General features: G+C 66.1%; 11 protein-coding genes. 8 read left to right on the top strand and 3 right to left on the bottom strand.

All coding sequences use genetic code 11. From position 1 onward, the window contains the following. Positions 1-216 precede the first annotated feature (216 nt). Positions 217-633, top strand: a complete 417-nt coding sequence (locus XF30_RS27435; RefSeq protein WP_036005917.1) for a Ros/MucR family transcriptional regulator — start codon at positions 217-219, stop codon at positions 631-633. 105 nt (positions 634-738) lie between these two features. Here XF30_RS27435 and XF30_RS27430 read toward each other — a convergent pair whose 3' ends face one another. Both XF30_RS27430 and XF30_RS27425 read right to left on the bottom strand, forming a co-directional pair. Then, the gene (locus XF30_RS27430; RefSeq protein WP_057027182.1) at positions 739-1,167 is read right to left on the bottom strand and encodes a SufE family protein; all 429 of its coding nucleotides are present in this window, start codon (positions 1,165-1,167) and stop codon (positions 739-741) included. A gap of 69 nt (positions 1,168-1,236) precedes the next feature. Beyond that, positions 1,237-1,695 (bottom strand): DUF5330 domain-containing protein, encoded by a 459-nt coding sequence (locus XF30_RS27425; RefSeq protein WP_109144396.1) that lies wholly within the window; start codon positions 1,693-1,695, stop codon positions 1,237-1,239. A gap of 412 nt (positions 1,696-2,107) precedes the next feature. Between XF30_RS27425 and XF30_RS27420 the strand changes: the two genes are divergently transcribed. From XF30_RS27420 to XF30_RS27405, 4 genes are all read left to right on the top strand, one after another. Next, positions 2,108-3,973, top strand: coding sequence for a sensor histidine kinase (locus XF30_RS27420; protein ID WP_057027184.1), 1,866 nt, complete (start codon positions 2,108-2,110; stop codon positions 3,971-3,973). Continuing rightward, positions 3,966-4,670 carry a peptidoglycan-binding domain-containing protein gene (locus tag XF30_RS27415; RefSeq protein ID WP_036005910.1) on the top strand — a complete coding sequence of 235 codons (705 nt, stop codon included), beginning with the start codon at positions 3,966-3,968 and terminating at the stop codon, positions 4,668-4,670. Before XF30_RS27420 ends, XF30_RS27415 begins: the two co-directional genes overlap by 8 nt. Before the next feature lie 147 nt (positions 4,671-4,817). Further along, positions 4,818-5,030, top strand: a complete 213-nt coding sequence (locus XF30_RS27410; protein WP_024339804.1) for a hypothetical protein — start codon at positions 4,818-4,820, stop codon at positions 5,028-5,030. 46 nt (positions 5,031-5,076) lie between these two features. Then, positions 5,077-5,421, top strand: a complete 345-nt coding sequence (locus tag XF30_RS27405; protein WP_036005907.1) for a DUF1491 family protein — start codon at positions 5,077-5,079, stop codon at positions 5,419-5,421. A gap of 84 nt (positions 5,422-5,505) precedes the next feature. Here the strand turns inward: XF30_RS27405 and XF30_RS27400 are convergent, their stop codons facing one another. Further along, positions 5,506-6,480, bottom strand: a complete 975-nt coding sequence (locus tag XF30_RS27400; protein ID WP_036005905.1) for a DUF2336 domain-containing protein — start codon at positions 6,478-6,480, stop codon at positions 5,506-5,508. A 255-nt stretch (positions 6,481-6,735) separates the two neighbouring features. Between XF30_RS27400 and XF30_RS27395 the strand changes: the two genes are divergently transcribed. The 3 genes from XF30_RS27395 (at position 6,736) to XF30_RS27385 (ending at position 11,332) form a co-directional block, all read left to right on the top strand. Then, positions 6,736-6,924, top strand: coding sequence for a hypothetical protein (locus XF30_RS27395; protein ID WP_036005903.1), 189 nt, complete (start codon positions 6,736-6,738; stop codon positions 6,922-6,924). A gap of 16 nt (positions 6,925-6,940) precedes the next feature. Further along, positions 6,941-7,702: a hypothetical protein gene (locus tag XF30_RS27390; protein ID WP_036023191.1), complete on the top strand. Its 762-nt coding sequence runs from the start codon at positions 6,941-6,943 to the stop codon at positions 7,700-7,702. Positions 7,703-7,915: 213 nt separating this feature from the next. After that, a complete protein-coding gene (locus XF30_RS27385; RefSeq protein WP_109144394.1) occupies positions 7,916-11,332 on the top strand; it encodes a CHAT domain-containing protein in 3,417 nt (1,138 codons plus the stop codon). Positions 11,333-11,337: the final 5 nt, after the last annotated feature.

The following is an 11,337-nucleotide window of genomic DNA, read 5'->3' as shown; positions in this document are numbered from 1 at the left end:
ATGCCGGAGGGCATGATGCGCTTTGCCTCGATCGACGAGCTCCGTGCCCATCTCGACCAGCGCGGTTGAAGCGACCGCGCGCTCAAGTAGACGGGCGCTTTTCACCAGTAATCAGTGCCTCGCCGTCAGTCATCGTGTTTCAGCCGAATGTATTCTTGACAGGGAATACTTCGGTGTCGTCAATCCTGTAAGCCACAAGCGGACAAGGGAGGGCGCATGTCGGATGCGGGGGCGAAGAATTTCATCGAGCTGACCGCGAGCATCGTGTCGGCCTATCTGAGCAACAATCCGACGCCGGCGGCCGAGATTCCGAACCTGATCAGTCAGGTGCATGGCGCCTTGGTGCGGGTCTCGTCAGGCCGCACCGAGACCGCGCCGCTGGAGCCGGCCAAGCCCGCCGTCTCGCTCAAGAAGTCGATCGCGCCCGATTATCTCGTGTGCCTCGAAGACGGCAAGCGCTTCAAGTCGCTGAAGCGCCATCTGCGCACGCAGTACAACATGACGCCGGAGCAGTACCGCGAGAAGTGGGGCTTGCCGGCCGACTATCCCATGGTCGCCCCGAACTATGCGGTGGCGCGCTCGCAACTGGCCAAGCAGATGGGGCTCGGGCAGCAGCAGCGGAAGCGGAAGTAGTCGGGGTCTTGTAGGGCGGGCAAAGGCGCAAAGCGCCGTGCCCACGAGTTTTCATTATACACAGGAGGTGGGCACGCTCCGCTTGGCCCACCCTACGAGAGCATCTTACGACGCTTCCGCGAGCGCCTCTCTCGCATCGGTCTTGATGCGCTCGACCATCGAGCGCAGGCCGTTGGAGCGCTGCGGCGTCAGATGATCGCGAAAGCCGAACTCGTTGAACACGGCGATCGCGTCGGTATTGAGGATCTCCCGCGGCGTGCGGCCCGAATACAGCGCGAGCACGATCGCGACCAGCCCGCGCACGATATGGGCGTCACTGTCGCCGCGATATTTCAGGACCGGCTCGCCATTGCTGCGATCGACCGTCTTCTGCAGCCAGACCTGGCTGACGCAGCCCTGCACCTTGTTCTCGGCCGAGTGTTCCGCCTCCGGCATCGGTTCCAGAGTGCGGCCGAGCTCGATGACGTACCGGTAGCGGTCGTCCCACTCGTCCAGAAGCTCGAAATTATCCCTGATGTCGTCGATCGTCGTCATATCGGCCCGCAGTTCCCGCTTACCGCCAATATAGAGACGCGAAGCCCTGAAATCGATAGGGCCTGGACGCTAATTCGCCGGCGCCGGTCCGCGCCATTCGAGCGCAAGGTCGTCCTGGGTCAGGGTATCGCGCGGCGTCTCGCTCGCTGCAAGATCGCCTTCGCCGGCCAGCGCGATCGAGCCGGTATGGTCGGGCGCCTTCTTGCTATCGGTCTTGCTGCCGTCGTTCCTGCCGCCGTCGATCTTGTCGTTGGTGATCTGCTCCTTCTTGTGGTTGATGATCTGATAGAGCTTCTTCGCGCCGTCCTGGGCGCGCTGGCCGATGATGGTCGCGGCCTGGCCGCCGACCTCGCAGGCCGCCGGCTGGCGCTTGCAGAACTGGGTCACGTCGGAAACGGCCGCGGTCGCGGCCTGCACCGCATCGGCGGCGCCGATCTGCGGCAGCTTGTCCGATTCGGGCGTCTTGTCCCGCGGCAGGAGCACCAGCACCAGCCCGAGCCAGAATGTGATGCGGAGCAGAAAGCGCATCTTATCGACCTGTCCGTTAGACTCCGCCCGCGGCGATCTCCCGCGGATGTCGGACCTAGCGATCCTCGATAAATCGCAAGTGATTGCCTTGAGCTTAATTCGCGGAAAATTGACGCAAGATTCTTCGGGAGCGACGTTCCGGTAAATTTTCGATTGACGCCCGTACCCATGGTTCTGCCGGCCGCCCGCATCCACCAATTCGAAACCATGCGGAGCAGGGTGAAACCCCGCGTTCACCATTCGCAGCGAAGACGTCGCCAAATCGTCTAAAAAGCTCCGCGATAACGCGGTGTCCGGCCACACGCTGTGCCGCCTTAGCACTCGTTTAAGGTCGCTCTGACACGGTGGCTCAACGACAAGGAGGCGTTCCGGCGCGTCTTCCAAGAGACGATTGAGCCGAAGCGCGAGACCCGTGACAGTTTTGAGTATCATCCGCGATTGTCTCGATGCACTGCTGCATCCCTCCGCGCGCTACGATGCGCTGATGCGCGCGCGCCATCGCGCCTTCATGGCACCGCGGCTGCTCGGCAGCCTTGCCGCCTTCGCTGCATTTCCGGTCTATCTCGCCATGCGCGGCGCGCCGAGCGCGATCGAGGTCGCGGCCTTTGCCTGGCTGATCGCGCCGATCATGTTGTCCTGGTTCCTGTCGCGCACCGGCCGTTACGAGGGCGCACACGTGCTGTCGTCGCTGGCGCTCGCCGGCCTGATCATGGCTGTCGCGATCACGACAGGCGGCATCGAATCCTTCGCCGCGGTCTGGCTGATCGTGGTTCCGCTCGAAGCTGCGCTGTCGGCCTCGCGCCGCGTCGCGGCGTTTGCCTCGCTGCTTGCGCTGTCCTGCGCCGGAATGCTGATTCTGGTCAGCCAGCTCGGCTGGCTGCCGGTGGTTGAGCCGAGTGCCGCCGAGCGCGGCGTGCTGATGGCTTTCGGGGTCACGTCTGCCACTCTTTATGCCGCCGGCCTCGCCTTCGGCGCGGAATCGCTCGCGCGCACCAGCGTCGCGCTGTTGTCGCGCGAGGAGGAGCGTTACCGCCTGCTGGCGCGCAACATGAGCGATGTCATCTCGCGGCATCAGCGCAACGGTGCGGTGCAATTCATCTCGCCGGCGGTGGAGGCCATGCTCGGAGCGCAGGTGGCGCAACTGCTCGGCCACGGCCTGTTCGACCGTGTCCATGTCGCCGATCGGCCGGCCTATCTCACGGCACTGTCCGACGCGGCGCGCGGCGAGGTGCGCAGCGTCGAGTTCAGGCTGCGGCGCGAGCCCGCCGCCGAGCGCGGCCAGGTCGATTTCATCTGGGTCGAGATGCGCTGCCGTCCGCTCGATCAGGACAGCGCGCGTGACGTCACGTGCGAAGCCGAAGTCGTCGCGGTGATGCGCGACGTCACCGACCGCAAGCTTTTCGAGCAGGCGCTGGACCAGGCGCGCAGCGCCGCCGAGGCGGCCGATGCCGCCAAGACGCGCTTCCTCGCCACCATGAGCCACGAGCTGCGCACGCCGCTCAACGCCATCATCGGCTTCTCCGAGATGATCGCGCAGGAGCAGGCCTTGATGCTGGGTGCTGCGCAGCGCAAGGAATACGCCCAGCTGATCAACGATTCCGGCCAGCACCTGCTGTCGGTCGTCAACGGCATCCTGGACATGTCGAAGATGGAATCGGGCAATTTCGAGATCGCGTCCGAGCCGTTCGCGCCGCGCGCTTCGCTATTGCATTGCTGCAATCTGCTGGCGCTGAAGGCGCGGGAGAACGGCATCGACCTGATCACCGACGCGCCGCAGGACCTGCCCGTCATGACTGGCGATCCCAGGGCCTTCAAGCAGATCGTGCTCAACCTCGTCGCCAACGCCATCAAGTTCACCGAGCGCGGCGGTCAGGTCTGCGTATCGGCCGCGGTGTCCGGCTCGCAGCTGACGCTGCGCATCAGCGACACCGGCGTCGGCATCGCGCCCGACGATCTCAAGCGCATCGGCGCGCCGTTCTTCCAGGCCGGCACGACCTATCAGCGCCGTCACGAGGGCACCGGCCTTGGACTTTCGATCGTGAAGAGTCTCGTGGCGTTGCATCTCGGCGAATTGACGGTACAAAGCAGGTTGGGCGAGGGCACGGCGGTCACCGTCAAGCTGCCGCTCGTCTACACGCCGCCGCAAGCCAAGCCGGCCGAGCGCAAGATTGCGACGCTGACGCCTGTGCTGCGCCAAGAACTTCAAGGTCAGGATCTTCAAGACCAAGCTCACGACCAGTCTCAGGACCAACCCGCTCTGGTGAAGAAAAGTGCCTAAGAAGTCTGCCAAGGACGAAGCCGCTCCGCGCCGCCGTGGCGCCAAAGCTGCGGTTGTCGACGTCGAGACCGAGCGCAACCTCGTGATGCGCGTGCTGCTGCACAGCCCCAAGGACACGCTGGCCGGCCTCGTCGCCGTCGCCGCGATCGCCGCGATCGTTGCCAATGCGCTGTTCCTCCAGACCGGCCGGCATCCCGCGCCGATGTTCGGCACGGTGATCAATCTTCCCGCGCCGTCGTCCGTGCCGCTGTCGAATCCCATGCCGCGTCCGCGCCCCGTCGGCGCCGATACCTCGCCGCTCGAGCCGCGCGCGACCGAGTTCCGTGTCGAGCCTAAGCCTGCCGAGCCCAAGCCCGCCGAGCGTGCTGCCGAAAAGCCGGTCGAGGCGACCGCCTCGACGCGCTCGAATGATCCGATGACCAATCTGGTCAAGGCGACCACCTCGACGCCGCCCGCGGCCCTGCGTCCGCCGGCGCCGATCCCGGCGCAAAGCCCGGCCGCACGCCGCATTGCCGGCGTGCAGCGCGCGCTGTCCGAATACGGCTACGGCAATCTGAAGATCACGGGCACCATGAGCGGCGAGACCCAGGCCGCGATCCAGAAGTTCGAGCGCGAGCACAAGATGCAGGTCACCGGCCAGGTCTCGGACCGGCTGCTGCGCGAGCTCGCCGCTGCGATCGGCCGCCCGGTCGAATAGCCGCACGTCGAGTGTCGTTGACGCAGGTCAATTGCCGGCGCCGGCACGATGGACCGGATCCGATACGATTGCGATTTGAGTGGGATCAATGACGGCCGGCGGCCGCAGGAACAAGATGGCTCATCTCATCAAGGAAGAGAAGTCGTCATGTTCAAGGTCTCGATTCTCGTCTGGATCATGCTCGGCACGACGCTGGCGGGCATCAGCCTCATCGTGGTGCTGATGGTCCCGAGCTTCGCCGCCGACGCCATCAGGAACATTCCCTATGCCGTGGCGGTAGGATTTGCACTCGCTATGCCGCTGTCATACTTCATCGCAACGCAGATTCGCGGTGGTCAGGACGGCACGCGCAAGGCGTGAGACGTAAAGCTGGCGTGAGGCCTCGCACTGGCCTATCGTCGAATTCATGCGTTTGAAATCCAATATTTGGGTGGCGGCTTACTTGCGCCGGTGCCAGACCGAGGGCGTGTTCGGCGCCGTGCGGCGTCGCGGTGCCGAGGAGGCAGGCGCGGTGTTCGTCAAGGTGTCGCTGCTCGACGGCCATGCCATGCTGTATGCGCCGGCGCCGCAGACCGTCTATGACGACGGCCGGCCGGTCGACCGCTTTTTCGTCCCTGTCGCGCCGCAGCCTCTGCCGGATCACACGATCGAGGAGCGGCTGACCAAGGAAATCCGCTTCGATCCGGATGCCTGGATCGTCGAGACCGAGGATCGCGCGGGCCGGCATTTTCTGGAATTGGCCAAGGCGTAGCCTCAACCGTCATTGCTCGCAATGACGGGGTTGGAGTTCGTTGCGTGCCTCACCGCTGCCGCTCGCTGAGGCGGCGTAAGCAAATCAGCGATCCGACGGATTAGTCCCCGTCCGCACCGCCGGGCTCGAGCCGGGCTGCACGCCCGGCCGCGTCTGGCTCGCGCCGGCGCGTGCGCGCTGGCGCTCCCCGTCATGCAGCGAGGACTGATACTTCGCGCGGGTGACCGCGAGCGTCGAGCCGCGCCAGGCCGCCAGCATCACCAGCGCCGATCGCTCGGCGAGACGGTCATAGAGCCGCGACAGGCGGTACACGGCGTTCACGGACGTTCCGATCTCCGGCTTGAAGAACAAGAGAATGCGCTGGAACACCGGGCTCGGCATGTCGAGCGCGCGTGCGGCAACGGCAAGCGCCTCGCCGCCGGCATCGTCGACGATCTGGGCTGCGACGCGCGAGGGCAGGATCAGGCTGTCGCCGAGCTCGAAGGTGAAGCTTTCGATATCGCCCGCGATCGCCGCCATCTCCAGGATCTGGATCGCGCGCTTGGCGCGCACGGTCGGAATACGGGGGGCGGCTTTCAGCGGGGTCTGCGCCAGATTGTGCAGGATCAGCGCGCGCTCGGAGGCGCCGGCGCGGAAGAACATGTCGTGGATCTCGGCCGCCTCTTTCGGCTGCATCGCCAAGTTGGCGGCCATGCGTTGCTCGGCCTCGGTCGGCACGCGCGCCGGAGCAGACGCGCGCGGCGGGGCGGGGATCTCCCGGGCCAGTGGAACCCTGCGGCCTTCCTGGGTGGCGACCAGGCCGAGCTTCTGCAGGATCGGGACGGGCGTCTGCGGATAGACCGCGAGGCGGGCCTTGACGGCTGCGCGCGTCGCATCGTCGACCTGGTCGATCAGCCGCGTGGCGAGCTCGACGAATTGCCGCTGCTCGTCGTCGCTGTGGGTGCTCGTCTGGACATAGAGGTCGGTCAGCACGCGCAGCAGCGTCGGACGGACATCGACACCTTCGCGACGGGACAGGGTCATCAGCCCGTCGAATCCGGGAAACAGCGACTTGGTCATGGAGGCGTACGCAACTCGGGAAAGATACTTGGGGGCGAGCCTAGCGCAGCTTCGTTTAAAGCCTCGTTAAGGAAAACGAGGCGTGAAGCCGGCCCTGCAATTTGAGGCGTTGTCGTGCCGCAACGGGACGGCGCGGCGCGGTCCGTGCGGCTACGGTTGAAGCGGCCCGTTTACACCCCGTTAACCATGAGCTGATCTTAATGAATGCATGTTGCTGGGGCGCGTTCGGTCGCGCGGCAATTGAAGAGAGCTGACATGGGGACCATCATCGAATTTCCGGCCGGTCGCCGGGTGGGCTCGTCCGGGGATGTCGCTCCGCGCGCAGACATGGGAACGGTTCTGATCCTTCCCGTGATTCGAATCGAGCGCGAGGCGGACGAAACCAGCGGCGATCGCGGACCGGAGCAGGGCACAGCGCCGGGGCGCCGTCGTCGCCGCCGCTGACATCCGGCTTCATGCAATGCCGGACGTCATCCGCCAGATCCGGCCTGTCCTATCGGCCGTCCTGCTCACGCTGCTAGGCGCGTTGCTCGCGGCGTGTAGCGGCGGCGACTTCGGCCGCACCCGCGAGAGCATGCGCAGCGACGACATGCATCGCTGGCTCGGTGCGGAGGTCACCTCCAGCGTCGGCCTGAGACCATCGCAATTCCAGCTCACCGACGAAGAGCGCCAGCTTCGCGATCTCGCCTATCCCATGATCGAGCCGCCGCTGTCGCGCCCCGCATGGAAGAGCGTGTTCGGCGACTACAAGGCGCTGCCCTCGCCGTGGCGGCAGAAGGTCGTGTTCGACCGCACCATGTACGGGCGCACCCTGATCGACGAGCCGCACCGCTCGCATTCCTCGCGCTATGCGCAGCTGATCGAGGACGTGCGCAACGACATCACCCGCTTCGAGCCGTTCTTCGCATCCGCGATCCGCGTCATCGATCTCGACAGGAAGCGCGATGCCAGCATGGCGCGGGTCTCCGCGCTGTCCCCGAGGGAGAGGGACGACGCGGTCGCGCGCATGCAGGAGAACTCGCTGATCATCCAGTGGGTGCAGCAATGCCTGGAGCAGCGCATCTCGTCCTATCGCTGGGCGCTGGAGCGCCTGGTGATCCAGGCCCCCGACGGCATGGCCGCCGATGCCGACCGCCTGATCGGCGAGCTCGCCGCCCAGACCGCCAATCCGCCGGTCCAGGGGCAACCGCCCTATGGTCGCGCGGTGGTCTCGAAGGGCTAAGCACGGGTCCTCAGCCCTTTGAGCGCGGCCGCCCCGCGGCCGATCGGCCCGATTCCCCGGGCCGCCTGACCGGTTCCACGGGAGTGCGCCGCCTGCCGCCGCCCACCTGGTTGAGGTTCTCCGGGAACCGCATTGATGGCCCTTGTCCTTCCGCGCCGGCCGGATAGGATCGCATCGTTTCTTCGAATTCATTTTATCCAAAGGTCCTTCGAGATGAGCTTAAACGCCGCGCATCCGCGCAAGAGCCGTCTGGACATTTCCTCGGGCCGCCTGTTGGCAGTTGCCATTCTGCTCGGATCGACTGGCTCCGCGGCCGCGCTGACCAAGGAAGCAGCGCTCGAGAATTGCCGGATGAGGGTCGGCAAGCCGATCGTGCAGGCCTGCATGCGCGCCGGCGGCGGACCTGCCGGAGGCGCAAATCTCGAAGCCTGCCGGGCAAAAGCAACGCCGCAGGTCAGGGCCTGTGTCATGGCGGCGCTCAATGCCGCCAATGGCCGCGCCAATGTCGCCGTCGAGCTTCCCAAGGAAACGGCGCCCAAGCTCGAGGCAGGCACGGCACTGCCGAAGGATTTCGTCGCCCCGCCGCGCAGCATCTCCGACATCACGGCGATCCTCGACGGCGACAAGCCCAACGAGAAGATGATCGCGGAATTGAAGTCGGAGGCCGACGCCGTGCCCACGGGCAAGGAGTCCCGCCAGGACCTCGCGCAGCTCTATTTCGATCGCGCCAATGCCCGCGCGCAGCTCGGCCGGCTCGCCGAAGCGATGGCTGACGCCGACAAGGCCGTGGAGGTCGGGCGCGGCGCCGTCGGCCCGAATTTGCTGGGGCGCATGTTGCAGCTCCAGTCCCTGCAACACTCGCTCGCGGGCGATCCGAAGCGCGCGCTCGAGATCATGCAAAGACTTTTGCGCGAATCGGCCAGCATGCCCGGCGCCAAGGGATTTCAGTTCGTGACGAACCGCGGGATCGCGGTCGTTCTCATCCAGATGGGCGACCTCGCACAGGCCGAAGCCTATCTCCGCCGCACCCAGACCGCGATCCAGGAGGCCCGCACCAGCGGCCATCCCAATTGGCGTGCGGCCTATGCGAAGTTCGGCCAGAGCTGGGAAGGCGAGCTGGAGCTCACTCGCGCCGCGATCTTCGAGGCACGCGGACAGTTCGCCGATGCCGAGGCCGCCTATCGCACCGCCGAGCTGCGCAAGCGCGCAAGCACGAAGGCCATCATGGCGTCGGACAGTGCGCCGGCCGAGACCCTTCTGCTGCAGGCGATCGATGGCACCGTGTTGAGCCAGGCGCGCATGAAGGCGAAGCAGGGCAAGCTGGCCGAGGCCGAGGTGGATGCGCGCCGCGCGCTGCTGTCGCGCCTGAAGGATACCGGCAAGTACAATCCGGTCACGCCGCGCTTCGTCATGGGGCTGGCGGGCATTTTGGTCGACCAGGGCCGCTACGAAGAGGCCGAGAAGCTCGGCCGTGTCGCCCTCGACATCAACAAGACGGTGGGTGTGCTCGAGGATTCGCAGGCGACGGTGCAGTTGCTGTCGCAGCTTGCGGGCATCCTGACGCTTCGCCGCCAGAACGCCGAAGCGGGCGAAATGTTTGCGAGGATAGAAAAGGCCGTCGCCGGCTGGGACCCGCAGCGCCGCCAGGTGTTCGAGCTCAATCCCTCTCGCATCCTGTCCCTCTATGATTCCGGGCAGCTGGACGCCGGCATTGCCGCCGCGGAGCAGCTCGTGAAGAGGCAGATCGCGCGGGTGGGGGAGAATCATTTCGACGCCGCCTCGGCACGCGGCACGCTGGCGGTCGGATTGATGCGCGCCCGCCGCGATGCCGACGCGATCAGGGAGTTCAAGGCCGCCATTCCGGTGATGATGGCGAGCGCCAACGATAACGCCGACGACGAGAACACGACCGTGGTGGCCGCGCGCAGCCAGCGGCTGCAGACCATCGTCGAGAGCTATCTGCTGCTGCTCGGCAGGGTGGAAGGAGGCGGCACCAATGTCGGCGAAGAGACATTCAGCCTGGCCGATGCCGTCCGCGGCCGCTCGGTGCAGCAGGCGCTGGCTGCCTCGAGTGCGCGTGCGGCGGCAAAGGATCCCGCGCTCGCCGAGCTCGTGCGCAAGGAGCAGGATCTGAGCAAGCAGGTCAACGCCCAGCTCGGTACGCTTAACAACGTGCTCGCGCTTCCCGCAGCGGAACGCGACGAGAAAGGCGTGCAGCAGATACAGGCCTCGATCGCGGCGTTGCGCGGCCAGCGCGACAAGGCGCGCCAGGAGATCAAGCAGAAATTCCCGATCTATGCCGATCTCGTCTCGCCCAGGCCGCCGAGCGTCGCCGAGATCCGCGCGACGCTGACCGACGGCGAGGCCATGCTGTCGTTCTATTTCGGCCAGAACGGCAGCTTCGTCTGGGCCGTGCCGAAGTCGGGGCCGGTGGCATTCGCCGCCGTCCAGGCCAGGATCGGCGACATCGAGAGCAAGATCCGCAAGCTGCGCGAGGCGCTCGAGCCGCAGGCGGCGATGATCTCGGACATTCCACCGTTCGATCTCAAGCTCGGCCATGAGTTGTACGAGCTGCTGCTCAAGCCGGTCGAGAGCGGCTGGAAGCCGGCCAAGAACCTGATCGTTGTCACCAACGGTGCGCTGGGCCTGCTGCCGCTCGCCTTGTTGCCGACGGCACCGGCGGAGGTGGCCGCCGACGAAGACCCGCTCTTCGTCGGTTATCGCAACGTGCCGTGGCTGGCGCGAACCCATGCCGTGTCGACGGTGCCGTCGGCGGCGGCGCTGCGCACGCTGCGGCAGTTGCCGCCCGGCAAGCCCGGCCGCGGCGACCTCGTAGCGTTCGGCGATCCCTATTTCAACAGCGATCAGCACGCCGAGGCGGAAGGCACGGGTGAGAAGATTCAGCTTGCGGATGCCGGCGGCAACATCACGCGCGGCGGGCCGCTGAAGCGGCGCAACAGTCCCAAGCTCGACGGCGTCGATAGCGCCGAACTCGGTCTGCTGCCTCGGCTTCCCGATACCGCCGATGAGTTGAAGTCGATCGCGCTGGCCTTGCAGGCGGATCCCTCGAAGGTGCTGTTCCTCGGCAAGAGCGCGACCGAGAGCGCGGTGAAGACGATGAATCTCTCCGGCTTCAGGATCCTGGCCTTTGCGACCCACGGTCTGGTCCCGGGCGAACTCAACGGGCTGACGCAGCCGGCGCTCGCTCTGTCGTCGCCGGTGGTGACGGGCGAGGGCGGCGACGGACTGCTGACGATGGAAGAGATTCTCGGTCTCAAGCTCGATGCGGACTGGGTCGTCCTGTCGGCCTGCAATACCGGCGCCGGCGCAGGCGCAGGGGCCGAGGCGGCCTCCGGGCTGGGCCGCGCGTTCTTCTACGCCGGCACGCGCGCCCTGCTGGTGACGAACTGGTCGGTGCACTCCCAGTCGGCGCGGCAATTGGTGACGGACCTGTTCAAGCGACAGGCCGACGATCCCAAGCTGTCGCGCAGCGAAGCGCTGCGCCAGGCGACGATGGCTCTTGTCGATGGTCCCGGCTATCTCAACAGCGAGGGCAAGACCGAGTTTGCCTATGCGCATCCGCTGTTCTGGGCGCCTTACACGATCATCGGCGATGGCGGCTTGCGTTGACGAAT

The organism is Bradyrhizobium sp. SUTN9-2 (assembly GCF_003122645.1).
Lineage (GTDB): Bacteria > Pseudomonadota > Alphaproteobacteria > Rhizobiales > Xanthobacteraceae > Bradyrhizobium > Bradyrhizobium yuanmingense.
The sequence above is the reverse complement of the archived record's forward strand: the minus strand, read 5'-3'. Positions and strand labels throughout refer to the sequence as shown.